Origin of the sequence: Chthoniobacter sp., assembly GCF_040003245.1 — a bacterium.
In the GTDB taxonomy this organism is placed as follows: Bacteria; Verrucomicrobiota; Verrucomicrobiia; order Chthoniobacterales; family Chthoniobacteraceae; genus Chthoniobacter.
Map to the genome: position 1 here is coordinate 12,689 of NZ_JBDUCX010000013.1, position 24,828 is coordinate 37,516.

Genomic DNA, 24,828 nt, shown 5'->3' on the forward strand with positions numbered 1-24,828 from the left:
ATGCCCGACGACGAATCTCCTGCCGCAGTTGCCACCCCGCCGAGCGAGACCGTGGTGGTCGAGTCGCCCGCGCTGGCCTTTTTCCAGTCCGAAGGGAAACTCGAAATCGCCGGTGGCAACCGTCCCTTCCTGCTCTATGGGGTGGAGAATGTGTGGTTCGTGGAGTCCGGCAATATCGAGGCGTTTACCGTGCAGGTGAAGGATGGCGAACCAATCGGAGCTCGTGCTCACTTCCTCACCGTCAAGACCGGCGAGGTGATGTTTGGCATGGACCTGGAGCGCTACGGGCAGGGCCACGGCTTTCTGGCCGTCGGGTTGACCGGCACGCGCCTGTGGCATTTGCCACGTTCCCGGTTTGAGCAAGTCGCGGCTGACCCCCAGTGGAGCGAATACCTCGCCCCGTTGCTCGATAGCTGGATATCGGCGCTCTCCGTGGGCGTGACCAAGGACATCACGCCGCGCCCCAAGGTCGATGTGCACCTTGCCGAGGAAGGTGAAAGCGCGATCAAAAAAGGCCAGAAGATTCACGCCAAGAAGGGGATCACCTGGATTGAATTGAGGGAGGCTGAGGGACTTTTCATCGGCATGCAGGAGCTCTTTTTTGAGACGGAGCCACCCTTGTTTCCCCTCACTACCGAAACGTGGTTTGAGCCCTACAACGACCACCGGGTGCAATGCATGACGACCCGTACGGCGCTGGGCAACCCGGCCATCTGGCGCGGCCTCGACTATTTCCACGAGACGCTTTGCCAGTGCGAATTCATCAACAAGCGCCTCGTGGCGGTGGACGAATTCAATCGTCTGCGCACCAAGGCCGATTACCGGCGCGTCGCCAAGGAAGCCGCGCTGACCGACATCGCGTCGGTGATGGATGAAACGGCTGGCACGCAAAAGACGGAAGCCGATGGCTCGGGCGATCCGCTGCTGACGGTTTGCCGTCTGGTCGGGGAGTCCTTGGGGATCACCATGCGCCCGCATCCGGAGGCGGGCAAGGAAGGGAAGAAGATGGACCCCCTCGGCGCCATTGTAAAAGCCTCGCGCATCCGCAGCCGTACGGTGGCCTTGCGCGGTGAATGGTGGAAGCATGATCACGGTGCTTTGCTCGCCTACATCGGGAGCACCAAACAGCCAGTGGCGATTCTGCCGACAGGTCCGGGCTCCTACGAATTTGCCAATCCGCAGGTCGGCTTGCGCAACAAACTCACGCCGGAAGTCGCGGCCACCTTCGATCCTTTTGCCTACAGCTTTTACCGGCCATTCCCGGACGGTCTTTTGAAGGGTGTGGACCTCGTTAAATTTGGGGCGCGCGGCCTGACTGGGGATTTCAAGATGATCGTCGTGATGGGCGTGGTCACCGGTGTGCTGGGGACTTTTACGCCGTGGTTTACGGGCCAGATTTTCGATCAAGTCATCCCCGGCGCCGAGCGCTCGCAGTTGTTTCAATTTACCATGGGCCTGATCTTCGCCGCGCTGGCCACGGCGACGTTTCAGATCACGCGCGCCATTGCCGTGCTGCGCGTCGAAGGAAAGATGGATTACTCCATCCAGGCGGCGCTTTGGGACCGGTTGTTGAATCTTCCTTCCACGTTCTTCCGTGATTATTCCGCGGGTGATCTCGCGGATCGGGCCGAGGGCATCGATTCCATTCGCGCCGCGATATCCGGGGTGGGGGTCAGCGCGGTGCTCGGCAGCATGACGTCGGTTTTCTACCTGATCATGCTCTTCAAGTACAACATGAAGCTGGCCTTCACCGCGTTTGGATTGGTCGTCGTCGCGGTCATCGTGACCTCGGCGGCGAATTTCGCCCAGGTGCGCCATCAGCGGAAGCAGTATGCCATCCGCGGCAAGATCAGCGGCCTTGTCCTGCAGCTCATTACCGGCGTCAACAAACTGCGCGTGGCCGGCGCGGAGGATCACGCCTTCAAAGTTTGGGCGAAGGGCTTTTCCGAGCAAAAACGGGTAGCCTTTCAAGTCGGGCGCATCGCGAATTTCCTCGCGGTGTTCAACACCGGCTATCCGGTGCTGACCTCGATCACGATCTTCTTCGTCATGTTTGCGTTGAAGGCGGTGAGCGATGCGAGCGGAGGCGATTTCAAGATGTCCACCGGCGACTTCCTCGCCTTCAACACCGCCTTTGGCGCGTTCCTCGCGGCCATGCTGGCCTTGAGCTCGGCGTCGTTGAGCATCCTCTCCATTGTGCCCATGTACGAGCGGCTCAAGCCGATCATCAACACTCCGCCGGAGATCGATGATGCCAAGTCGTATCCGGGTGAACTCATGGGTGAGATCGAGGTTTTCCACGTCAATTTCCGCTACAAACCCGATGGGCCTTTGATCCTGAAGAACGTCGAGTTGAAGATCAAAGCGGGCGAGTTTATCGCCTTTGTCGGCGGTTCTGGCTCCGGAAAATCGACTCTGCTCCGCCTGCTGCTTGGCTTTGAAAAGCCTGAGGCGGGTAACGTCTATTTCGACGGCCAGGATCTCGCCACGCTCGACCTGCGCGAGGTGCGGCAGCAAATGGGCGTGGTCTTGCAAACGAGCCGGCTCGTCCCGACAGAAATCTACCGCAACATCGTCGGCGCACTGCCGCTGACCATCGACGATGCCTGGGAGGCGGCGCGCATGGCCGGCCTCGAGGAAGACATCAAGAACATGCCCATGGGTATGCACACCGTCGTCAGCGAAGGTGGCGGCACTTTCTCCGGCGGGCAGCGCCAGCGCCTGATGATTGCCCGCGCCATCGTCAATCGCCCGCGCATTCTTTTCTTCGATGAAGCGACCAGTGCGCTCGACAATCGGACGCAGAAAATCGTGACCGACAGCCTTGACGCCATGCACGCCACGCGCATTGTTGTCGCGCATCGCCTGAGCACGATCATCAATGCCGACCGGATCATTGTCCTCGAACAGGGCAGGATCGTGGAGGAAGGATCCTACAAAGATTTACTTGAGCGCGGTGGACACTTTGCTGAATTGGCGAAACGTCAAATTGCCTGATATTCACATAACTGAAAAGGAGGTGCGTCTTGAAAACCGATACCATTGCTCCCATGCGCAGGGCATATCATCCCCCGGAAAACCGGCGACCGGCTCGCCGTCCCGCCGCCATGAATGACGAATTCCTGTGCGATAGCGCCACCCGCATCCGCCAGCTTTCCGCGGAAAAGTGGGGCGAAGAAAAAGCCGTCGAGCTCGTGGGCCGCAGTCCCGCCATGGTCGATTTGCTGGGGAAGGTGGAAAAATTTGCCCGCTTCAATGAACCGATTCTGATCGTGGGCGAGAGCGGTGTGGGCAAGGAACTCTTTGCCAAGGCCTGCTACATCCTTAGCCCCCGCAACGACAAGCCGTTCGTGTCTGTCAATTGCCCGCAGTACCAGGAAGGCAACCTCACGGTCAGCGAGTTGTTCGGACACAAGAAGGGCAGCTTCACCGGCGCGGTGTGCGATCGGCGCGGCCTGTTCGAGACGGCGGATCGTGGAGTCGTTTTCCTCGATGAAATCGCCGATCTCCACTTGAGCGCGCAGGTGATGCTGCTGCGCGCGCTGGCCGAAGGCGAATTTCGCGCCGTGGGTGGGACGGAGACGCAAACGGTCAATGTGCGCGTGATCGCTGCGACCAACCGGCTCTTACAGGAAATGATCGTAGCCAAGGAGTTCCGCAACGATCTCTATTTTCGCCTCTGTTACTTCCGGCTCGACGTGCCGCCATTGCGCGATCGCGGAGACGATTGGCGGCTGCTGCTGGAGCAGAATTTGCGGCGTCTCGCGGTCACCTATGGTGTGCGGAAGACATTTTCTGATCGCTCCCTCGAATTGCTCGCGAGCCACAAGTGGCCGGGCAACATTCGTGAGCTCAAGAGCATCGTCACGATTGGCTACTCGTTGAGCGATGGAGAGTTTATTGAGCCGTGCGATTTCGAGGCCCAGTTGGAGCGCAGCTGCGGTTCCGCGACGGTGGCTGCCACCTCGGCCGCCTCGCCTGGCGCCGAAGTGGATTCCTATGTGCGCATGGTCGATGGCAAGGAATGCTTTTGGGACGCCGTGTATGCGCCGTTCATGGAGCGCGATTTGAATCGGACGCAAGTGCGGCAGTTGCTGCAGCGCGGACTGACTGAGACCGCGGGCAACTACACCAGGCTGGCGAATCTCTTTAACGTGCCGACGGATCAGTATCACAAGTTCATGGACTTCCTGCGGCATCATGGCTTGAAGCCCGAGCGATGATGACCCCGGAACGCGAGGCTCGGATCGCAGCGTTCCTTGCTGAATTGGGTGCGGATGGGGCCGTTACCGAAGAACTGCTCCGCTACAACCAGAGCGAGTTCGTGCAAGACGAGCGCACTCACGCGCTGCGCTTTCCGCTTGCGGATGAGCCTTTCGTCGCGACCTGGGAGCGCTACATGGCCGAAGCGGCGCACGCCGGAGTTTTCCCGACGTTGCGGACGAAATTGGTGCAGCTCGCGTTTCCCATTTCGCAAGGGGTGAGCACTGCGGAGGCCTATGTCGCCGCGACTCGTCGTGGCATGTGGCCGGCGCTCGATCCTGATGCGGGATTGCAGTTGGTCGCCCCGGAAGCCCTGGAAATGCAAATCTATGCGACGCCGGCGGGCCGATTGCCAATCGTGGTGGCGCGTGAGCGCGCCGATTTCGAGACGCTGCTCTGCGCGCTGACCAAACGCAACGAGCCGGCTGCGGTTCCGCCTTCGCAAGGCGCATGCATGGTGGCGGGATACAACAATTGGGACCGCATCGCGGATTTGCGGAGGCAATGGGAGTCAGGCGCTTTGGCCGAGGGATCGAGCACTTGGGACGAATGCTTTGCGCGCTTGCAGCCGCGCAAGGAGCTCTATCAAGACCGTTTCATCCTGCTCAGCGATGGAGGCTACAGCGGTGTCACGGCCTCGAGCCTGGGCTTGGATGAAGCTGCGTGGCGCGGTATCTCACTCGCGATTCGACGCGAGCACGAGTGCGCGCACTACTTCACCAAGCGGGTGTTCCAATCGATGCGCAATTTGTTACTCGACGAAGTAATCGCCGATTTCATGGGCGTCCGCGCCGCGGCGAAAGGTTATCGTGCGGATTGGTTCCTGCGGTTCATGGGACTGGAAGATTTCCCAAGTTATCGCGCAGGCGGACGCTTGCAAAACTATCTCGGCACTCCACCGCTTTCGACCGAGGCATTTCGGATGGTATCCCTTGTGGTGAAGCTGGCGGCGGAGCAGTTACAAACCTTCGACCGCCATCTCCCGGACGCTGTCGAATCAAGTGCGATTCTCCTGGCCTTGACCGATCTGTCGCTGCTCGAACTTGCGATGCCGGAGGCTCCGAATGCACTGGCGAAATGCGTTGCCGTTTTTGGCGACCGTCGTACCACGTAGTTCATGGAATTGGGAAGTCGAATCGGGCTGCCGCGAAGTGGAGCTGGGCCTCTATAATAATGGGGTAGTATCCAAAATGAAAAAATCATAAGTTACTTATTTACAGAGGATTAAGACTATTCATGAGGCTCTGGCACGGGCCAAGCTAAAGGATGCGGCTCACCTCACGGCTGCCATAGCGCGGTTGGGAGATCGAAACCAAAAAACCAAAATACACAAACATATGTCAGCACAAACTGTCAGCCGCTCGGAAATCGAAGACGTCATCACCCGGAACATCAAGTATCCGGAATATCGTGCGCTCTTCCTCAAGTCTCCGAAGACCATGATCGAGAAGCAGCTCAACAACGCGCTGCCTTCCGACTTGGAAATCAAGGTTGTGGAAGAAGGCCCGAAGACCCTCTACTTCGTTCTGCCCTACGAAGTCGCTTCCGGCGCTGAGCTCTCCGACGCCGACCTCGAGCAGGTCGCCGGCGGCAAGAACGACACCTTCTCGTGCAACGTCACGGGAGCCGGTATGATGAATACCAAGATCTCGTTCAAGCCCAGCGCGATCATGTAAGTCCAACCCGGACACAAAACCTACGAGCCGCCTTCCGTCATCGTGCGGGAGGCGGCTCTATAGTCTGCACACCTTTGAACAGTCACGAACTGACAGCCGGCATTTCCGCCGAGGTCGCGTTGCGGATTGCGAACCTCGCGGCGACGCCCGCGGAGCGGCTGGAGAAAACGGCGCAAAAAGGAATCGGGCCGTGTGTGGCAGACCCGAGGTTGGAAGTTTGGAAGAAGCATGCCGCCGGGGGAGACAACGCGGCATTTCGGCGGCAACTCGAGTGGGACGGGCTGACGGAAGATCAAGTGCATCGCGCGCTTCAGCGGAACGATGCGATCACGGAACTGCCGGAGTGGGCGCGTTTGCTCATCACTTTGCCCTTGGGCTCGCGGGAGTATTTCGAAACTCATTCGCTTGCCCCCGATCTCGCGGAGGCACCGGCGTTCGCCCCGTGCCTGGAGCCTTTCGTGGAGGCCGCTCGCACGAAACTCGGAATCCCCGACGAGGAAGCTCTCGCGTTGCTGGCGCCGTCCGCGTGGATCGCCTTGCAGTGGCATCTGCTGGCCGGGCTTTCGCAACTGGCGTCGTCGGCCCTCTATCACGAATTTCGTCGGACCGTCGGCGGGAGCGACGCGACGTCACCGCCCGGTCGCGAACGATTTTTGCGCTATGTGAGCTCTCTGCAGGAAGCCGAGCCGTTGGAGGAATTCCTGCTCGCCTATCCGGTTCTCGCGCGCCTGCTCTGCCGCCAGATTTTGACCTGGGTGGAGACGACGCGCGAACTCCTGGCCCGGCTGCGCTACGATCAAGGTCTGTTGGCCTCGTTTTTTGAACAGGCCAACGCTGGATTGGGCCGTGTCGAGCATTTGCAGATGAGCCTTTCGGACCGGCACAACGGTGGCCGGCAGGTCGCGATCCTTACTTTCGAAAATGGAAGGAAATTGGTCTACAAGCCGAAGGATGTCTCGCTGGAGGGTGCGTACAATCGCGTGCTGCAATGGCTCAAAAAAAATGGAGCCCAGGACGCGCCGCCCGCGATTCGCGCGCTCCATCGCGGTCCTTACGGGTGGGTGGAATTCATCGCTCAGGAGCCGGCGGTCGATGAGGATAATGTGCGGGCCTACTATCGGCAGGCCGGCGCTCTGCTGTGCGTGATGTACGCTCTCGAAGGCAGCGATTGCCACATGGACAACGTCGTGGCCACGGCTCGCGGTCCGGTGCTGGTCGATCTGGAATCGCTCCTTCAGCCGAGATTGAAGGCGTGGTCAACCAAGAGCGAGAGCGGAGGCGCCTTCGAGATCGCCGCCAAGGTGTTGAATAACACGGTGCTGAACATCGGCCTGTTGCCGTTGTGGCAGCGCGGACGCGACGGAGGCTTGCATGATGTCGGCGGCCTCGGCGGCGTCGGTGGTTATGAGTCGCAGTACCAGCGGCTCATCTGGCAGGACGTGAACACCGATGCGATGCAGCCCGCCCAGCAGCACGACACCGAGCCGCAAGGACACAATGTGCTCCTGCTCGATGGCGCCGTGCAGAATCCCGCCGACTATCTCGGCGAACTCATCGCGGGCTTTGCCGGCCTGTATCGATTTTTGTGTGAGCATCGGGACGCATTTTTGGCGGAGGCGTTTGTGTTCCTGAAAGGCTGCCCGGCCCGGCTCATCTTCCGCCCGAGCCAGCACTACGCCTTGCTTATGCGAGAGGCGCGCAATACGCGGCACCTCCATGACGGCCTGGAGCGGAGCTTGGTGTTCGAACGGCTCTGCGGGGCCTTCGCGCGCGCCACGGAGCGCCCTTACCTCTGGCCGCTCGTCCGCGTGGAAAAGAAAGCGCTGGAAGACCTGGACGTGCCTTTCTTCTCGATGCCGACGGACAGCGTGGATCTCGTATTGCCGGATGGAGAAAAAGTCCCCGGTTGTTGCGAGCGTTCAAGCTATGATTCCAGCCGCGAGATCCTTCTCCAATTCAGCGATACCGATATGAACAAACAAGCCGAGTTGATCCGCGCTTCGTTCACTCCGCCCACGCACCTTCCCGAAGTCGCCGTGTCGAATCCGCCGGATGCCGTCGAACAGGTGCTGGCCACCATTCGCCCGCTCAGCTCCGATGACTTCATCATGGCGGCAGCGTCGCTCGCCCGAGCGATTGCCGGACGCGCGATCATCGGGAAGGAAGGCTTTGCCACGTGGGTGGCCCCGTCGCATTGGCAACCCGATGTCCACGGCCAGCGCGGCGTCTCCTACTACCTTTACGACGGTGCTTCGGGCATCGCACTTTTTCTCGCGGCGCTGACCAAGGTCACTGGCAACGAACAACTGCTGCCCTTGATCGGGGCAGCCTGCCGGCCGGTGGGCACCATTTTGAAGCATCCCGACGCCGCCCAGATGCTCGCGGAGGAAGGCATCGGCGGATGCAGCGGCCTCGCCTCGGTCCTGTATTCCTTCGTTTGCATTTATCGACTGGTCGACGATCCGAGCTACCTCGAAGCCGCGCGCCGCATCGCGCGGGTCATTACCGATGAGAAGATCATGGCCGATCAAGTCCTGGATGTTCAGGGCGGCAGTGCCGGCACGATTCTCGCCTTGCTCGCGTTGCATGCGGTCGCCACCGATGCGGACGTTTTGCGGCGTGCGGAAAAATGCGGCGAGCATCTGTTAGTTAAACGCGTTGCCGGTCCGCAGGGTGGCACAGCCTGGAAGAGTCAGCCCGAGGGAACGCGGCTCGCGGGCTTCGCGCATGGCGCCTCGGGCATCGCCTACGCACTCACGAAGCTGTCCGTCGCGACGAAGCGCGACGATTTCCTGCAAGCGGCGCGCGAGGCGATCGTTTACGAAAGGACGATCTACGATGCCGAGGCGCGCAACTGGCCGGTGTTGCCGCCGCCAGGCAGCAGGATCAGGCCTTTGCTCGTCAATGCCTGGTGCCACGGCGCCCCAGGCGTGGCGCTGGCCCGGCTCGGTTGCCTCGATGCCATGGACGATCCAAACGTGCGCGAAGATCTGGACATCGCCTTGGATACCACGGTGCGCGGCGGCATCACGACGCTCGATCATCTGTGCTGCGGAAACATGGGGCGGATCGAAATCGCACTCCTCGCCTCCAGATCGCTCGCCTCGGAGCGCCTGCGGCACATCGCCAGCGTGGGCGCCACTGCCGTCGTCCTTCGGGCAAAGCGCGCCGGCGCGTACACGCTCCAGACGCAACCGGAGCAAAACGCCGCCTTTCAGCCCGGCTTTTTTCGCGGGCTGGCCGGAATCGGATATCAATTACTTCGTGTCGCCAAACCTGAGGCTCTGCCTTCCATCCTCGCCTTTGAACCACCGCTATGAACGACTCCCAAACTACCTCAGCCCAGCCCGCAGATTTGTCGGAAGGAGAGATCACGTATCACCGTTTGCAACGCGGCGACGCGCTGCCCTACGCGGCGATGACCTATCCGTCGTTCCAGAACTTGATGGATGTCGATGAGCACGCCTGCGCCATCGGTGTGAAGAAGGCCGGGCGCGTGTGCGGCATGGCGCTGGGATACTTCCCGCCGGATCAAGAGCCGGACGTGTCCCATTTGCTATCGCTCTTTGTCGATCCGGCGGATCGCGGCCACGGACTCGGCCATGGTTTGCTCCAGCGCTTTGAGGACATGCTGCGTGAGGAAGGGAAACACTGCGTGCGGGCCACCTATATGACCGGCAAACCCGGCATCGAAGCCTTCGAGCGCGTCTTGCAGAAATGCCAGTGGGACGAACCGGTCACCCGGATGGTCGTGGTGAAAAGCACCATCCCCATCATCAAGAATGCACCCTGGATGAAGCTCACGGAATTGCCGGCCGGCATGGACATGGTCGCCTGGACCGATGTCACCGAAGCGGAACGCGCCGAGATCCGGCGGTCGCATGAAGAGAAACCATGGATCGCCGAGGATTTGGTACCGTTCGATCACGAGGAAAATTTTGATCCCTGCACGAGCGTCGCCTTGCGCCAGGATGGGAAGGTGGTCGGTTGGGTCATCAACCACCAGATGAGCCGGTTGTTGATTCGCTTCACCTGCTCCTTCGTTCGCAAGGATCTCCAGCGCCTCGGGCGCATCGTCTGGCTGTATGTGGAATCCGTGCGCCGGATGGAAGTACATGGCTTTTTCGAAGGCATGTGGACGGTGCCGCTCAAACATCCGCGGACCGTGGCCTTCACGCGCCGCTGGATGGCGCCGTACTCTTCTTTTTTCGGCGAAACTCGCGGCGTCGAAAAACGCTGGTAGTGAACGGCCCGTGAGGGGCGACGACGGCGGCAGAAACCAGTTGCCAGATGAGGCTGGTCACTGCCACCATTCCGGGGAAAGATCATCCCTCACATGGCTTCGAAAACAGGCATCTGTACCAACGCCGCGGGTTGCACCCTGGCTTACACCAAGCAGCCAGTCACCGTGGCTGAAGAAGCGGAGTTCCGCTGCCCCGAGTGCGGCGCAGCCTTGCAGGAAGGAAAGGGTGCTGCGGCCGGGGGCGGCGCGAAGTTGCCGATGGGGGTGATTGCGGCTGCGGTGGCCGGTGTCCTCGTGATCGCCGCCGCTTTCGTCTTTGTCCCGAAAATGATTTCCCGGGCGCCATCGGCCTCCGCTCCTGGTGCAGCACCCGCACCGCCCCAGCCCGTGGTGGTGAAATCGGAACCGCCCCCCGCCCCCGTCACTCCGGTCCCGGCCGAGCCGGTGCCCGCCACTCCCGCTCCAGTGGCCACGCCGAAGTTGGTCGCGCAACCTCCTGCCCCGGCGGCGACCCCGATGGTGGCGGAAACCCCGGCGCCCCCGGCAGCGGAGCCAGCCCCCACTGCGACGATGACGCCATTGATCGAAAACAAAGAAGAGAATGCCGAGGTAAAAAAGCAAGTGCTGGTGCGCATCGATTCGATGCCAAATCTTTCCCCGACCAACCGATCGAAGCTCTACACGGCTGTCGACCGTGCGCGCGGCATGTACAAGATGGCGATCCTCACGTTCGACAGCGGTCGGGTCACGCCGTCTGGCCCCGCGGTCATTCAATTGGTCGATGGCCTGCACTCGCCGGATGTGCAGCGGCTCCTGACGGACCCGACCACCGTCCTCATCATCCTCGGCTACGCCGATGCGAAAGGTGATGAAAAGAAGAACCTGCAGATCTCTACGGACCGCGCGGAGAACTTGTCCAAGGCCTTGCGGGATCAGGGCAAGATCCTGAACGTCATGCACGCCGTCGGCATGGGCGGATCGGAAATGTTCGGCAAGGGGCAGCGCGACAAGAATCGTGTCGTGGAAGTCTGGGCGGTGCTGCCTTGAGTCGCGCTACAGGCTGGGGGACCGGCCGGAGAAAATTCGGCCTCAGCCGCGGTTCAGTATTCTCATCAGCCTCGCGAAGAACGATTCGTTGATCGACGGGGGCGGCCCTGCGGACAGGCGGAGCGCCATGGCGAACTCGCCGACCTTGAGATGATGTTCGCCGCTCAGGTTTTGGCGAACGCCGGGGGGGAGCACGGCATTGTCGAGATGGGTCACCACCTGGACGTTGCGTGGCATCATCACAAACCATGCGTCGGGGCTTTTACCGATCAGAAGGTGCCGGGGTTGGAGCGACGCCGCGCCCTTGAAAAGGTGCGGAGCGACTGTTCCTTCACTGCCGATGACGTCGCCGTCACGGCATTCCACGACATGGGTGCCGACGACGATTTCCAGCTTCAGCGGGCCGGTTCTTTTCACGGCCGGCGCCGGCGCAGCCGTGGGCGGCGGCGCTGGAGTTGGCGATACTGGTGCCGACGCTGGTATGACGGGTGGAGGAGCGGCGGGAATTGCGGCGGGCTTCGCCTGCGGCTCGATGGGTGGTGGTGAAGGAGGTGCCGGAGCCGCTACGGGTGTTGCGGGTGGTGTTGGTGCGACGGGTTTTTCCTCTTCCTTTGAGGGTGACGGAGGAATCACCGGCGGAGGCACACTGACAGCGACCGGAGGTGGTGCCGGAGCCGGAGCCGGTGGTAGTGGAACAACTACGGGAGGTGGTGTGACTGGCGCAGGTGGCGGAGCGACCGAAACTGCGGGCGGCGCCTCGACCACAGGAGCGGGTGCGGCGACCGGTGGAGGTGTGGGGGCTGCTGGTGGTGGAGTTGGGGCAGCCGGTGGCAAGGTCACGGGCGGCGGCGCTGGGGCGGTGGCAGCGACCGGCGGAGGTGTCGCTGGTACGACGGGTGGAGTGTTGGCAACCGGTGGCACCGCAGGAACGGCCACGGGTGGTCGTGGGGGCACGGGCGGCATGACAGGCGCGACCGCCGCCGGAGGTGTTGCGGGAGCAGGTTTGGGTGCAGCAACCGGCGGTACTGGGATGGGCGCTGGCACCGGAGGCACAGCGCCTGGGGCTCCTTTCGTTGCGATGGCGATTCCCTCGTCGACCGTGGGGCAAATCGTAAACATCGCGGAGAAATTCGAAATCTCGAATACTTCGCTCACGACCGCATTGGGAGAAGACAGCACCACCGTTCCCCCCATCCGGCCGACCCGCTTGGCCATCGTCAGCAGCACGCGCAACGCCGCGCTGCTCATGAAGCTGATGCCAGCCATATCGAGCACGAACGCCTTCCCTCCCGCGCTGAGCCAGGCCAGGACTTCGGCTTCAAACTTCGGCGACGTCGTGCCGTCGAGCCGGCCGTGAACCATCAGGATGGAACATTCGCCGCGTTTTTCTTTCGTCAATTGCATCGGATTGGGAAGTGAGGATCAGCGTGATTTTTGAAATGTGACACAGTTTTTTCCGTCGGTGTGGCGGTATTCGCAGCGGTCCATCATTTCACGCAGCAGATGGATGCCGAGACCGCCGATCGGGCGCTCCTGCATAGCAAGATTCGTGTCGGGAGTCGCACTTTCCAGCGGATTGAAGGGATGTCCGTCATCTTTCAACTCGATCACGATCTCGGTGGGCTGGACGGAAACATGCACCCCGATCTCATGCTCTTTCGTGTCGTCGTAGCCATACTTGATCGTATTCGTGATCAACTCGTCGCAGACCAGATCGATGCAGAAAAAATCGCGCTCCGTCAGGCCGAGATCCGCAACCGCGGTGCGCACTTGCTCCGCCAGGGGCGCCAGGTCCGATAGTTGGTTCTTGAGGGTGAAATGGAAATCTCCGGCCATAAAAAAAGCCTCCGAAACGGGTTCGCTGGTTCTACATCCCGCAGTGGTTTGTTTGCGAGATCAATTGAAGACCAGCTTCATCAGCGAGCAATCGTCGGGCAACATCTTCGCGCCTTGGATTTCGCGCATGCGCTCGACAATGCCGGCCAGGTCCCCGTCGTCGGAGGCCGGCGGCTGGGCCAGGATGGTGGTGAATTCCTCGAAGCTCATCGCGCTGCCATCCCTCCTGGATACTTCGTAGGCGCCATCGCTGAATACATACAGCTTGCCGTAAGCGCCCAGCGTCGTGGACTGCGTGACATAGCCCGCCCCCGCCACGGCGCCGATCATCAATCCAGGCGCCTTGAGTTCCACCATCGTGGCCGCCGCCGGTGCATCGCCGGTAAAAAGGATGGCTGGCGGATGCCCTGCCGCCGAGAAGCGCAGCGTCCGGCTCGGCCGGTGAAAGACGCCGTACCAAGCGGTGAAGTACATCTCATTCTGCTCGTCCATCTCGAAGGAGGCGTTCAGCGCGACCAGGACCGCCGCGGGATCGTGAAAATCGATGTTCGGCAGGCCTTGATTGCGAAAGACGTTGAGCGCCGTGACGGAAAGCAGCGCTGCGCCGACGCCATGGCCCACGACATCCAGCAGGTAGATGGCGAGATGATCGTCATCCAGCCAGTGGTAGCCAAAGGCGTCGCCGCCCAACTGCTCCGAAGGGATGAAAAGCCAGTCCGTGGAGATGTCCCCGGTGAGTTTTCCGGGCAGCAGGGAGAGGACGTAGCGGGCCGCTTCCGCCGTCTCCGCGGCCAGTTGTTGCTGGCTTTCCTGGAGAGCCTGGTAGGTGCGCATGCGTTCCTGCGTTTCGTAAGCGAGGAGGAAGAGGTCCGCCAGCGCGGTGACGAAGCTCTGCTCGTCGATCGTCCATTCGTGTTGGTGCGTGCCCTCGCAACTCAACACGCCGAGCAAATCGGTGCCCCGGCGAATCGGTACATCGAGCTTCGTCACGATTTCATGCGCCGAGAGATAGGTATCGCTCAGTTCGCGCAGCGCCGGATGATCGATTGCCTGCGCCGCAATCAGCGTTCGCACCGACTGGAGCGACTGCAGGTAGTGCGGAATGTCGGCGAGGGCCAGGGAATCCTCCCCGGTGGAATGCTCCGGTTTGCCGTTGATGAAAAGGTCCGCGCACATCAGGCGTCCGGCTTCCGCATTCATGAGCCAGACCGCCGCGCGTTCGCATTGGAGCATATCCACGATGGCCTCCGTGAGCATGGCCAGGCAGACAGGCAAATCTCCGAGATGAAATTCCGTGGCACTGGCGAACTTGGCCAGCACGGCGGATTGGGCGCGCTGGCGCTGGTTGCGCTTGCGAATTTCGTACTCGGCGCGCTTTCGCGCCGTGACGTCGCGGGCGATGATGACGAGGCATTTCCCCACCCCCTGCCAGTTCGACAGGACGACGCCGTCCGACTCCAGGAAGACCCAGCGTCCCTCGCGGTGGCGCATGCGGTATTCGATCCGGCTCCCTTTTTCCGTAATCATCGAATCGACGAAGGTCTTTTTGACCAAAGGCTGGTCGTCGGGATGAATTTCGACCGTGGAGTCTGTGCCTTGCATGTCAGCCGGCGTGTAGCCGAGCACCGTCGCGTAGGCTGCATTGTTCCAGAGCCGCCGTCCTTTCGCATCGATGACGGCGACGAGATCGTGTACATTGTTCGCCAGCATTTCGAAGAAGTTGGAATCCAAGGCGGCGACGGCGCCGGCCATTGATCCGAAACACTCGTCCTCCTCGTCATTCGTTCTCGAGGAAGACTGGGTCTCGACCACCACCGAGAAGTGCAGCGTCGTGCTGCCGATGCGCAAGTGGTGGCTGTGCTCCAGCGGGTGGCGCACCCCGTGTTCCGCGGGCTCGCCGTCCAGCAGGGCAGGTTCCTTGACATTGCGCGGGATGAGCAGGAACCACAGCAATCCGTTCCTGCCGATGAGTACGTGCCGCTCGGCCAGACCTTCGAGATTTGAAAAAAGCTCCTGCCCAACCGTGCCGTTGCGGCCGATCACGTCGCCATCCTGGCACTCGAATGCCTTGCCGTGGACGCGCACTTCCAGGCGATTTATCGAGGTGTCCATGGTCCGGGGTCTATCATGATTGTCTGGGGGTTTTGGTCAGTGCCCTCAAAAGACGACCTTGAGGAGGGTAAAGTCGTCGTCCAGCGGTCCGGCGCCACTCATCGAACGGACCCAGTCCAGGATTCTTTCCAATTCCGAGCCAGAGCCAGCCCCTTGCGCAGCGAACTGCACGAACTCGCCAAACTCCAGGCGCACGCCATCGGGCTTCTCCACTTCGTAGGTGCCGTCGCTGAGGAGGAAGAGCCGGTCGCCGGACTCGATCGTGACGGATTCTTCGCGATAAACCGTGCCCGGCATGCCACCGAGCACCATGCCCTTCACTTGCAACAGCGTCGCCTCCGACGCACCGGCTTTTTCCCGCAAGAGAATCGCCGGGGGATGACCGGCGCTTGCGTAGCGCAGCAGGCGCGTGGAAACCTGGTACACGCCATACCAGATCGTGAAATACATGTTGTTCTGCGTTTCCATTTGGAACGCCTCGTTCAGCGCCGAGAGCAGCGTGCCCGGTTCCCGGAAATCCGTGTTCGGCAGAGAGGCGCTGCGCAGGACATTGATCGCCGTGACGGAAAGCAGCGCGGCACCCACGCCGTGACCGCACACATCGAGCAGGTAGAGGGCGAAATGGTCGTCATCGATCCAGTGATAACCGAAGGAATCGCCGCCCAATTCGGTGGACGGAATGAGCAGCCATTCCGTGCGTGGGAGATCCTGGCGCGGCGGCGGCAGCATCGAGCGGACGTAGTTGCACGCTTCCGCCAGCTCCTGGTCGAGCCGTTCCTTGGTGCGATTCAGCTCGATGTTTTTCTCGGCCAGTTGGTCCTCGACCGCTTCGCCGTGTTCGATCGTGTTCTGGTATAAAATCCCCATGTCGCCGAGTTCCTCGTTCAATCGTCGATTTTCGGCACGCAATGCCTCCACTTCAGCAGTCAGGCTTTGCAAATCGGGCGGAATGTCCATGGCAAGCCGATTAGCAGCCTGTGGAGGTGAGGCAAGGTAAATTCGGAGTTAGTGGCCAACGGTAGTAAAACTACGGTTTTGCGGCGGACTCCTCTTCCCTTTCATCGGTGGGTGTTTCGAAGCTCATTGCGCATCGGAGGCCTTGTTGGAATAGACCCTGCTATCTCAGGGCTGCCAGAGAAACCGGCGTGCTGGTCTTTCTCCGCCCCATCGTGAATGCCACTACTCCTTCCCAAGCTGCCCCGTTGATTCGGGTCGATCTCACTGCCGCGGATTTTGCCGCGAACTGGCAACAGTGCGACCGCGTCGCGAATTACCTCGCCCGCACGGTCAGCAGTGATCGCCCCGACACATTCCTGCATGCGAATCTGCTCTCCACGGCCCTCAACGAGCTTTTCGAGATCGCCTTCGTCCAGCATCGCGCCGGCGGGAAGATCATTTGTGAATTGTTACGCAGTGGGCCGGCGGATCGGGTGGAACTGACGATCCCGGTGGATGCGGCGCACCGCACGTACTATCGCAAGCAGGTCGCATTCATCCACTCGGGTGACGTCGCCACGCTCTATTCCACCGCGCTGCTCGGGGAAGCGGACCCGGACATTGCCATCGGGTTGCTCGAACTGGCGGCGGACTACGGAGCCGTCATCACCCTCGATGAAACGCTCGATGATGCCCACGTGCGACTCGTGGTCGAGATGCACCTCGGCACCCCTGCCGCCTAAGATTTTATGAGCACTTACACCGTTCGGTTCGAAGACAACAACCAGGAGATTATCTTTGCGGGCGTCATGCGCCCGCGGCAGACGAAGGAATTGGACGATGTGCGCGATGTCTTCGAGCGCGCGCTCACCCGGGTTTCCGGCACCCTGAACTTCAATTTCAAGCGCTTGCTCAAGGCGAACAACGTGGCCTTCCAGGAAATGGTTTCGCTTTTCACCTCGGTCAGCAAACGCCGCCCGGAATTGAAAGTGCGGGTCATCGTCTCGAGCGTCGTCGGCTGGGCCGCGCGGAAATTCAAGATCGTCGGTGCGATCAGCCCCAATATTCAGGTCGAGCAATACGACCAGACTTTTTACCCAGGCCAGGGAGTGCTGGAGAACGGCAGCTTCATCTCCATCCTGCGCACGCAGACCAAGATGACCTGGCGCCATGAGCGGAACATTCTCCCACGGCACGGCATGGCCGAGGGCAAGGAAGTGGCCGATATCTGTTGCGGCATCGGCGACTTCGCCCTGCTCTTGCACAAGGAATTCAAGCCGAAGCGGCTCGTCGCCGTCGATCACGCGAAGCCCAGTCTCCAGTATGCGCGCAAGGTGGCGGAGGAATTCGGCATCAAGGAAGTGGAATACATCTACGGGGATGCCTCCGCGCTGCTCCTCGACAGCAACCAGTTTGATTTCGTGACCTGCCGTCACTCGCTGCAAGTCTTCAACAAACCCGAGCTAATCCTCAAGGAGCTATTCCGCATCTGCAAGCCGGGCGGGCGCGTCTATATCTCGAACGAAAAGAATTCCCATTGTCTCGGTGAGCCGCGCGCGGCCTCAATCGCCTGGACTTACGAGGAAGTCGCGAGACTCTGGGCGCACTTTGAAATGGATATCGAGCTCGGGCCGAAAAGCCGCCGCTATCTGCAAGACACAGGTTTCGATGACATCCGCATGGAATCCATCATGGTGACCAACCTGGATGGGGACCCCAAGGATTTCGCCGATGTGATCCAGGCTTGGGAGGATGTCTATGCCGGTGAGATGGCGGTGAAACGGGGAGATACCCCGGAATTCATCTCCCGCTTCCGCCAGGGTTTCCAGGATCACATTGCCGCGGCCTTGCATCCGAAGGGCTATGCGGGCTGGCCTATTTGGATCGCTTCCGGACGCAAACCGCTATGACCTGGAGCGAACGGATGGGGGCCAGGCTGCGGATCAAAAGTTTCCGGACGAAGTTCATTCTCGTCGTCGGTGCGGGCGTGATGCTGGATCTGCTGCTCAGCGGCAGCGTCGCGCTCTGGAACGTGCACCGACTCGGCCGCGATGCCTCGGTCGAGATCAAGCACGGCTTGGAAAAGGCGAGCAACGAATATCTCGAGAATTACATCCAAACGACCGCGCTCCGCGCGAACTTGCTGCTGTCGGGCGTCTTTTCCGAAGTCACAACCCTCGCCGGATCGATGCAGACGCTCATCGACCATCCGGAGGTGCAGGGCAAGATCGGCGATGCGGTCGCTCAAGCTCCGGATTTCACTCCGCCGCTGACTTACGATCAAGCCGGGAAATGGGCGCAAAACGAAAAGGGCGCCACCTCGGTGCTGAGTGTCTGGGGCTATCTTCTCGGGCCGGACAAGCAACCTCTGCCGGCAATTCGTCGTGATATCCAAAACACCGCGATCTTCGACTTGATGAGCGGCAGCCTGATGTCCACGGGATCGCGCAAGCTGCAGATGTACTACATGGGGCCGAAGGACCGCCCGATCATGCGGACCACGCCGTACTCCGACCAGGCGCAGACCTTCGATAAGTTATATCCCGGGCATAATGATAAGAACTTCTGGGATTTCTTTTTCCCGGGCGTTTACGAGGGATGGCAGGCGTGGTTACACGATCCGAAAATCAAGCATAACGACAACCTGGTCACCAGCACCGCGCCGTACACCGATGCCATCACCGGAAACCTCATCGTCACGTTTTTCCATCCGCTCTGGAACAAAGAGAGAACGGACTGTGCGGGCGCGGTGGCGGTGGACATCACGCTCGAGCAATTGGCCGATCTGGTGAACAATGTCCGTGTGGCGGATACGGGCTTCGGCTTCCTCGCGTCGTCAGACGGCAACGTACTGGCCATCAAATCCCAAGGGGAAAAGACGCTGGGCATCCAAATGCAAAACGACAGTGCCACCGCCGGGGTGACCAACATGGTCCGAAGCTTGGGCAAGAGCGCCTATCCGGATGTGGCCTCGATGAAGTTGCCCGCGGACATGAAAACATCCATGCAACGTATCCACCTCAAGGCCGGAGCCGCCCGCGCGCCGTATCTGGTGGTGCTGCGCCGCTTGCCGGAAATCAACCTATGGGCGGACGGCAAGATTGGGAGCGACCACTTGACCCTCGGCTTCGTGGTCCCGGAGCGCGAAGTCTACGCGTCCCTTTATTCCGCGGAGAGCAAGATGGAGACGGCGACGGCGCGCATTCGCAACTGGCAGATTGCCATCCTCATTTTTAGTCTGGCCGTTGTTCTTAGTGTGGTCGTTGGCATTTCGAAACGCATCACCGCGGGCTTGATAGCGCTCGCCGGGGCCGCCCGGCGCCTGGAGCGCAAGGATTACAGCGTGCGCGTCGAGATTCCCAGCGGAGACGAAGTCGGCGAACTCGGCCGGGCCTTCAACAAGATGGCCGAGGAGATTCAAAGCTATACGGGCAACCTCGAGCAATTGGTGGAAGAACGCACCCATAAGCTCGGCGAGGCCAATCGCGAGATTCAGGCGCTCAATGAAAAGCTGAAAGGCGAGAATGTGCGTATGGGCGCCGAACTCGACGTCGCGCGCCGCATTCAAAGCATGGTGCTGCCCAAGCCGCTGGAACTGAGCAGCGTTTCCCGGCTCGATATCGCGGGCCACATGGAAGCGGCCAGCGAAGTCGGCGGCGATTATTACGACGTCCTGCAAGCCGGCTCGCGGGTGAAGATCGGCATCGGCGATGTCACCGGCCACGGCCTCGAAAGCGGGGTGCTCATGCTCATGGTGCAATCGGCCGCTCGCGCGCTACTGGAGAGCGGCGACATGGATTCGTGCACCTTTATGAAGGTGCTCAACAACGCGATCTTCAAGAACGTGGCGCGAACGGAGTCGGCGAACAATCTCACCCTCTCCTTCATCGATTACTCGGAGAACAAGATCACCCTCACCGGCCAGCACGAAGAAATGATCGTGGTGCGCAAGGATGGGAGCGTGGAGCGGATCGATACCGTCGATTTGGGATTTCCCATCGGCCTCGAGGCTGATATCTCGCAGTTCGTCAATAGCCGCGCGCTCCCCTTTGACAGCGAAGACATCGTGATTCTCTACACCGACGGAGTTACCGAAGCCGAAAGCCCGCAGGGGAAACTCTTCGGCGTGGAAAGCCTTTGCGAGAGCGCCAACCGCCATCGCGCCGGCACCGCGCAGGAGATCAAGCAGAATATCATTCGCGATGTCCTGGCCCACATCGACACGCAAAAGATTCACGACGACATTACGCTCGTGGTCATTAAACATCTCTAGGCGATGAAAACCCAATTCGGTGAAATGTCGGAATTGAACGGCGCGTTGCAACACGTGGCGAAGATCCAGTTTTGCGCTGAGCAACTGGCTTTGAAATGGGCGCATTGCAGCATCTGCGCGGATTTCCTCAGCCAGTGGTATTCGAATGTCCTCTCGGCCAACGGCTTTGCCGGGAAGCTCAACGACGCGGGCCACGGCATCAGTTACATGGCCAACGAACTCATCGAAAACGCCGTCAAGTTTCGCGCCGGCGGCGACGTCGACATCGTGACCGGGCTCGCGGGCCACCTGTTCGTCCTCGAGATCGGCAATTGGATCGCAGAGGAGACGAGCCGCACCTTCCAAGGGTTGCTGGAGGAGATCACCAACGGCGATCCCGGCGAGTTGCTCATTCAGCGCATCGAAGCGAATGCCGCCGGAGAGAGCGGCGGATCGGGTCTCGGTTTGCTCACGCTGATGAACGATTATGGAGCCAAGATCTCCTGGTGTTTCGAAAAGAAGGAGTCGGCCGCGGGCGCTCCCGTTCACCTCACCACCACCGCACAACTGAATTTGGAATAACAACGCAACGTAACTGGAAATCACTTTATGGAAAACAAAGACGCCGAATACAAAGTCTGGGCGGAAGGCAACGTGGTCTTTTTCGAGGGCACGATGCGCTTGAGCGGCACCGATGCGTACGCTCCGATCAATGAGCTGCTCGTGAACACGCTGGCCGCGAACCCGGGGTCGATCATCATCGACCTCACCAACCTCGAGTTCCTCAACAGCTCCGGCATCAACCTGCTCGCCAAATTCGTGATCAACGTCCGCAAGGAGCCGGGCGTCGCGATCAAGGTGAAGGGTTCGCAGCGCATCCCGTGGCAGGGCAAATCCCTGCCCAACTTGAAGAAGCTGCACGCCGCGCTGGACCTGGATATTTCGTAGCCGGCCAGTTTGGGCGTAGCATCGGCGCCCGTCTGCCGATGCGAAAGCCGGAGGCTCGCACAAATACGTAAAAACAGCCGGTAGATATTTGACGAACTCCTCTGTCTCGTTCAGAGGTGCGGCGTTGTTTTTCGCCCGATGCGCCTCCCTCCAAAATCCTCCCTTCTCCCGGCGCCATGATCGTGCAACGCTCACGCGGGCTGCGGCGCTTGCTGGCTTTTGCCCAAGCCGGATTGGTCACGGCGCTGTACTGGGGACTCTTCGCCGCCTACACGCTCGCCGTCGCGCCCGGGACGGCCATCTTCACCGCGCACTACGCGATCTTTTGGGCGCTCGTGCTCGGCGGCCTCGGGGTCGAGGTGCTCACCCGCGGGGCGGACAAGGTCACCGCCGCCATCTACGATAGCAGCCTGGTGCGGCAGTTGCCTGTTGCCTCGCGGCAGGTCGCCTTTGCCATGGGCGGGGTGCTCGTCTTTGTCGCCTTTGCCAAGGATTACACGATCTCTCGCACGTTCCTCGCGGGCTTCTCGGTCTCCCTCTACGGCGTTTTGTTGTGGAGCAATGCCACGCTGCCCTTGCGTTTCGCGCGCCAGCTTTTTGCCCAGGAGCGCGACCTCGCCACCTTGCTCGTGGGTCCGTCGAGCCGCGTCGGTCTGCTGGAATTCTGGCTGAAGCAAAAGCGGCAGTTTGGGCTGCGCATCGTCGGCGTCATCACCCTCGACGGCTCGACGGCGGTGCCGGAAAACGGCCTCGTCCCGGTAATGGGAACGATCGAGCAGCTCGACGAAATCTGCCGCACTTCGGAAATTGCCCAGGTCATCCTGCTCGAACTCTGCGACCCGCAAGTCACGCGCACGCTGCTCGGGAAATGCCAGCAGCGGGGGATGCGCCTGCTCATCGTCAACGATCTCGCCGAGAAGATTCACCATCCGATCTCCTGCGTCGTCGACGAAGGCATCAACCTCATAACGCTGCACGAGGAACCGCTGGAAAACCCGTTCAACCGTGTGCTCAAGCGCACCTTCGATCTCCTCTTCGCTTCGCTGGTCGTCGTCCTCGTTCTCCCGTGGCTCATCGTCTTCGTCTGGCTTTGCCACCGGCTGCAATCATCAGGCCCGCTCTGGCATCGGCAGAAACGCGCGGGACTGCAAAACCGCCCCTTTGAAATCCTCAAGTTCCGCACGATGCACCCCGCTTCCGCGGACGAATCGGTGCAGGCCACGCCGGGCGACGCGCGTGTGTTCCCCGTGGGTCGCTGGCTGCGCCGCTTCAGCCTCGATGAGATCCCGCAATTCATCAACGTCCTCGGCGGCGAGATGAGTGTCGTCGGCCCGCGCCCGCACCTCGTGGAGCACAACCGCCAGTTCGCCGAGGTGATCGCGGAATATCACCTACGCACGTTGATCAAGCCCGGCATCACCGGGCTGGCGCAAGTGCGCGGCTTTCGCGGTGAGGCGCGCACGCCCGAGGACATCGCGGTGCGCCTGCAATCCGATCTCATTTACCTGGAGAATTGGTCGCCCGCTCTCGACCTCGGCATCGTCCTGCGCACGATCTGGCAAATGCTCCGGCCGCCCCCGACCGCCGTATGACGCCGCCGGAAAAGACGCCGTCGCGTGCCACCGCTCGCGCGGCTGCGGGCGCCGCGTTGCTCGTCCTCGTCGCGATCGCCTATGGCGGAGCCACCACCCACCCGGCGCAAGCCGTTGTCTTGATCGGCTTGGGATTGTTGTGGCTGCTCGCCCCCGCGCGCCGTGTGCCGGAGCGGGGGATGATCGTTTGTGCGTGCGGCCTGCTCGTCCTCGCGGCGACGGCGTGGCTGCCCGCGGCATGGTTTGCCGCGGAGCCGTGGCGGCGGGGCCTGGCCTCGATCGGCATTCCGCTGCCTGGCACCGTTTCCCCGCAGCCATGGCTTTCCGTCGAGGCTCTGCTCTGGCTCGTGATCGGCCTGGCCTGGCTGGCGTGGTTGCTCGGCCAAAAGTGGAACCCCGCCGCGCGCCGCACCGCCATGCGCCTTCTTGCGGGCGGCCTGGTCTTGATCGCCGCGACCGCGCTCGCCGCCCGCGCGCTGCATCTTGCCGTGCCGGGCTGGCTCTCCGCCCCTACGTTCGGGCCGTTTCCCAATCGCAATCACACCGGCCACGTCTTCGCGCTCGGTGGCCTGCTCGCCCTCGGCTGCGCCGCGGATGCCTGGCGACGCGACTGGCGCAAGGCGCTGCCTTGGTTGCTCGGCGCCGCCGTCATCCTGGTGGCCCTGGTCGTGAATTTCTCGCGAGGCGGCCTGCTGCTCTTTCTCGGCGCGGCCGCCTTGTGGTCCGCGCTGGAAGCATGGCAACGCCGGTCGTGGAAGACGCTCGCCGTCGGCGCCTCGCTCGTGCTCGTGCTGGTTTCGCTGGTGCTCATCGGCGGCGGTTCGTTCGCGGCGCGCTTCGCCGGCGGCGCGGATTCCGAGGTCGTCTTCCGGGTTTTCATTTGGCGCGATACCCTCGCGCTCGTGCACGCGTCCCCGTGGTGCGGCGCCGGGCTGGGGAATTTTCAGGCGCTCTTCCCGCTCTATCGCAGCGCGTCGGTGAGCCAGCAAAGCGTGCTTCATCCCGAGAGCGATTGGCTCTGGCTCGCCACCGACCTCGGCTGGCTCGGCGTGGTCTTCGCGCTGGTCGTTGCTTTTCTTGTCTTGCGCCACGCGCTGCCACTCGCACCCGGCTCGCAACGGCGTCTCCGCGGAGTGGCCCTCGCCGCCGCGCTCGCCGCGCTCCTCCATGCCGCCATCGATGTGCCCGGACATCGTTTGGGATCGGCCTTGCTGGCCCTGTTCGTCATGGTCCTGGCGCGCCTCGATGTGCCGGCGTCGCCCGATTCGAAAATCGCCGCCGCCTGCTCACGCGTCTTCGGCGTGCTCGCGCTCGCCGCCGCCTTCGTCCTCGCGCGCCTGCCCGACGAAACCTCCCGCGCGCAGACCCTCTCTCGTGCCGGGCGCTTCGCCGAATCCGAGGCCGCCGCCGATCGCGCGCTGGCGCGTGCGCCGCTCGATTGGCGCGCGTATTTCGCCCGCGCTGGAGCGCGCGCTTGCTTGGGAAAAACGCTCGCCGCCCTCGCCGACTTTCGCCGCGCCCGCCTCCTCGAGCCGCACTATGCCGGTGTGCCATTCGAGGAAGGCCTCTTCTGGTTGCAAGCCCAGCCGGCCCTCACCCTCAACGCCTGGCGCGATGCCGTGCGGCGCTCCCCGGACGATACCTCGCTGTACGGCGCCATGCTCGACGCCGCGCCGGACGCCCCCGCTTTCCGCGCTCAACTCCTCGCCCTCGCCCAGGATCACCCTGCGCTGCAACTGCAATGGTTCCAATGCGTCCCACCCGCCGAAGCGCGCACCCACTGGCCGGCGCTCGACGCGGCCGCCCGGCAGGCCACTCCCGCCCAGCGCGCCGCTTTCCAGCATCATGCGGAGGAAATCGGTGCCGCTCCCGCACCGCCATAAAAGAGTGCGCGGCCAGCACGCGCGGGAGAAAATTTTGGAG

General features: G+C 61.6%; 18 protein-coding genes and 1 pseudogene. 14 read left to right on the plus strand and 5 right to left on the minus strand.

Annotated features, from left to right (window positions below; genetic code table 11):
- The 7 genes from ABJF10_RS02990 to ABJF10_RS03020 all read left to right on the plus strand — a co-directional run bounded on the left by ABJF10_RS02990 (position 1) and on the right by ABJF10_RS03020 (position 11,229).
- On the plus strand, positions 1 to 2,997 hold the full coding sequence (locus ABJF10_RS02990) for an NHLP bacteriocin export ABC transporter permease/ATPase subunit (protein WP_348543032.1): 2,997 nt from the start codon (positions 1 to 3) through the stop codon (positions 2,995 to 2,997).
- Between the two features lie 110 nt (positions 2,998 to 3,107).
- A complete protein-coding gene (locus tag ABJF10_RS02995) occupies positions 3,108 to 4,223 on the plus strand; it encodes a sigma 54-interacting transcriptional regulator (RefSeq protein WP_348543033.1) in 1,116 nt (371 codons plus the stop codon).
- Positions 4,220 to 5,377, plus strand: coding sequence for a hypothetical protein (locus ABJF10_RS03000; RefSeq protein ID WP_348543034.1), 1,158 nt, complete (start codon positions 4,220 to 4,222; stop codon positions 5,375 to 5,377). Before ABJF10_RS02995 ends, ABJF10_RS03000 begins: the two co-directional genes overlap by 4 nt.
- Before the next feature lie 223 nt (positions 5,378 to 5,600).
- Positions 5,601 to 5,939, plus strand: a complete 339-nt coding sequence (locus ABJF10_RS03005) for an NHLP leader peptide family RiPP precursor (RefSeq protein WP_348543035.1) — start codon at positions 5,601 to 5,603, stop codon at positions 5,937 to 5,939.
- Positions 5,940 to 6,013: 74 nt separating this feature from the next.
- Positions 6,014 to 9,259, plus strand: coding sequence for a type 2 lanthipeptide synthetase LanM family protein (locus ABJF10_RS03010; RefSeq protein ID WP_348543036.1), 3,246 nt, complete (start codon positions 6,014 to 6,016; stop codon positions 9,257 to 9,259).
- Positions 9,256 to 10,182 (plus strand): GNAT family N-acetyltransferase, encoded by a 927-nt coding sequence (locus tag ABJF10_RS03015; RefSeq protein ID WP_348543037.1) that lies wholly within the window; start codon positions 9,256 to 9,258, stop codon positions 10,180 to 10,182. The genes ABJF10_RS03010 and ABJF10_RS03015 overlap by 4 nt, the downstream gene beginning before the upstream one ends.
- Positions 10,183 to 10,275: 93 nt before the next feature.
- Positions 10,276 to 11,229 carry a hypothetical protein gene (locus ABJF10_RS03020; protein WP_348543038.1) on the plus strand — a complete coding sequence of 318 codons (954 nt, stop codon included), beginning with the start codon at positions 10,276 to 10,278 and terminating at the stop codon, positions 11,227 to 11,229.
- A 42-nt stretch (positions 11,230 to 11,271) separates the two neighbouring features.
- Here the strand turns inward: ABJF10_RS03020 and ABJF10_RS03025 are convergent, their stop codons facing one another.
- The 5 genes and pseudogenes from ABJF10_RS03025 to ABJF10_RS03045 all read right to left on the minus strand — a co-directional run bounded on the left by ABJF10_RS03025 (position 11,272) and on the right by ABJF10_RS03045 (position 16,134).
- Complete coding sequence (locus ABJF10_RS03025) at positions 11,272 to 11,646, minus strand: hypothetical protein (RefSeq protein WP_348543055.1); 375 nt, start codon at positions 11,644 to 11,646, stop codon at positions 11,272 to 11,274.
- 732 nt (positions 11,647 to 12,378) lie between these two features.
- A pseudogene (locus ABJF10_RS03030) lies at positions 12,379 to 12,633 on the minus strand (STAS domain-containing protein); the annotation flags it as partial.
- A gap of 18 nt (positions 12,634 to 12,651) precedes the next feature.
- Positions 12,652 to 13,065 (minus strand): ATP-binding protein, encoded by a 414-nt coding sequence (locus ABJF10_RS03035; protein WP_348543039.1) that lies wholly within the window; start codon positions 13,063 to 13,065, stop codon positions 12,652 to 12,654.
- Positions 13,066 to 13,125: 60 nt separating this feature from the next.
- On the minus strand, positions 13,126 to 15,177 hold the full coding sequence (locus ABJF10_RS03040) for a SpoIIE family protein phosphatase (protein WP_348543040.1): 2,052 nt from the start codon (positions 15,175 to 15,177) through the stop codon (positions 13,126 to 13,128).
- 45 nt (positions 15,178 to 15,222) lie between these two features.
- Positions 15,223 to 16,134 carry a PP2C family protein-serine/threonine phosphatase gene (locus ABJF10_RS03045; RefSeq protein WP_348543041.1) on the minus strand — a complete coding sequence of 304 codons (912 nt, stop codon included), beginning with the start codon at positions 16,132 to 16,134 and terminating at the stop codon, positions 15,223 to 15,225.
- 188 nt (positions 16,135 to 16,322) lie between these two features.
- Here ABJF10_RS03045 and ABJF10_RS03050 point away from each other — a divergent pair, with 188 nt between their 5' ends.
- The 7 genes from ABJF10_RS03050 (at position 16,323) to ABJF10_RS03080 (ending at position 24,788) form a co-directional block, all read left to right on the plus strand.
- Positions 16,323 to 16,856: a hypothetical protein gene (locus ABJF10_RS03050; protein ID WP_348543042.1), complete on the plus strand. Its 534-nt coding sequence runs from the start codon at positions 16,323 to 16,325 to the stop codon at positions 16,854 to 16,856.
- A gap of 6 nt (positions 16,857 to 16,862) precedes the next feature.
- A complete protein-coding gene (locus ABJF10_RS03055; RefSeq protein WP_348543043.1) occupies positions 16,863 to 18,023 on the plus strand; it encodes a class I SAM-dependent methyltransferase in 1,161 nt (386 codons plus the stop codon).
- Positions 18,020 to 20,386 (plus strand): SpoIIE family protein phosphatase, encoded by a 2,367-nt coding sequence (locus ABJF10_RS03060; protein WP_348543044.1) that lies wholly within the window; start codon positions 18,020 to 18,022, stop codon positions 20,384 to 20,386. Before ABJF10_RS03055 ends, ABJF10_RS03060 begins: the two co-directional genes overlap by 4 nt.
- 3 nt (positions 20,387 to 20,389) lie before the next feature.
- Positions 20,390 to 20,947 (plus strand): ATP-binding protein, encoded by a 558-nt coding sequence (locus ABJF10_RS03065; protein WP_348543045.1) that lies wholly within the window; start codon positions 20,390 to 20,392, stop codon positions 20,945 to 20,947.
- Between the two features lie 27 nt (positions 20,948 to 20,974).
- A complete protein-coding gene (locus tag ABJF10_RS03070; protein ID WP_348543046.1) occupies positions 20,975 to 21,313 on the plus strand; it encodes a hypothetical protein in 339 nt (112 codons plus the stop codon).
- Positions 21,314 to 21,489: 176 nt separating this feature from the next.
- Positions 21,490 to 22,905, plus strand: coding sequence for an exopolysaccharide biosynthesis polyprenyl glycosylphosphotransferase (locus ABJF10_RS03075; RefSeq protein ID WP_348543047.1), 1,416 nt, complete (start codon positions 21,490 to 21,492; stop codon positions 22,903 to 22,905).
- Complete coding sequence (locus ABJF10_RS03080; RefSeq protein ID WP_348543048.1) at positions 22,902 to 24,788, plus strand: O-antigen ligase family protein; 1,887 nt, start codon at positions 22,902 to 22,904, stop codon at positions 24,786 to 24,788. The genes ABJF10_RS03075 and ABJF10_RS03080 overlap by 4 nt, the downstream gene beginning before the upstream one ends.
- Positions 24,789 to 24,828: the final 40 nt, after the last annotated feature.

What these genes read in the sequence shown, in the direction of transcription:
- ABJF10_RS03015 (WP_348543037.1), top strand. Translation starts at nt 9,256, where the DNA reads ATGAACGACTCCCAAACTACCTCAGCCCAGCCCGCAGATTTGTCGGAA.
- ABJF10_RS03055 (WP_348543043.1), top strand. Translation starts at nt 16,863, where the DNA reads ATGAGCACTTACACCGTTCGGTTCGAAGACAACAACCAGGAGATTATC.
- ABJF10_RS02990 (WP_348543032.1), top strand. Translation starts at nt 1, where the DNA reads ATGCCCGACGACGAATCTCCTGCCGCAGTTGCCACCCCGCCGAGCGAG.
- ABJF10_RS02995 (WP_348543033.1), top strand. Translation starts at nt 3,108, where the DNA reads ATGAATGACGAATTCCTGTGCGATAGCGCCACCCGCATCCGCCAGCTT.
- ABJF10_RS03040 (WP_348543040.1), bottom strand. Translation starts at nt 15,177, where the DNA reads ATGGACACCTCGATAAATCGCCTGGAAGTGCGCGTCCACGGCAAGGCA.
- ABJF10_RS03000 (WP_348543034.1), top strand. Translation starts at nt 4,220, where the DNA reads ATGATGACCCCGGAACGCGAGGCTCGGATCGCAGCGTTCCTTGCTGAA.
- ABJF10_RS03045 (WP_348543041.1), bottom strand. Translation starts at nt 16,134, where the DNA reads ATGGACATTCCGCCCGATTTGCAAAGCCTGACTGCTGAAGTGGAGGCA.
- ABJF10_RS03060 (WP_348543044.1), top strand. Translation starts at nt 18,020, where the DNA reads ATGACCTGGAGCGAACGGATGGGGGCCAGGCTGCGGATCAAAAGTTTC.
- ABJF10_RS03005 (WP_348543035.1), top strand. Translation starts at nt 5,601, where the DNA reads ATGTCAGCACAAACTGTCAGCCGCTCGGAAATCGAAGACGTCATCACC.
- ABJF10_RS03070 (WP_348543046.1), top strand. Translation starts at nt 20,975, where the DNA reads ATGGAAAACAAAGACGCCGAATACAAAGTCTGGGCGGAAGGCAACGTG.
- ABJF10_RS03065 (WP_348543045.1), top strand. Translation starts at nt 20,390, where the DNA reads ATGAAAACCCAATTCGGTGAAATGTCGGAATTGAACGGCGCGTTGCAA.
- ABJF10_RS03020 (WP_348543038.1), top strand. Translation starts at nt 10,276, where the DNA reads ATGGCTTCGAAAACAGGCATCTGTACCAACGCCGCGGGTTGCACCCTG.
- ABJF10_RS03035 (WP_348543039.1), bottom strand. Translation starts at nt 13,065, where the DNA reads ATGGCCGGAGATTTCCATTTCACCCTCAAGAACCAACTATCGGACCTG.
- ABJF10_RS03075 (WP_348543047.1), top strand. Translation starts at nt 21,490, where the DNA reads ATGATCGTGCAACGCTCACGCGGGCTGCGGCGCTTGCTGGCTTTTGCC.
- ABJF10_RS03080 (WP_348543048.1), top strand. Translation starts at nt 22,902, where the DNA reads ATGACGCCGCCGGAAAAGACGCCGTCGCGTGCCACCGCTCGCGCGGCT.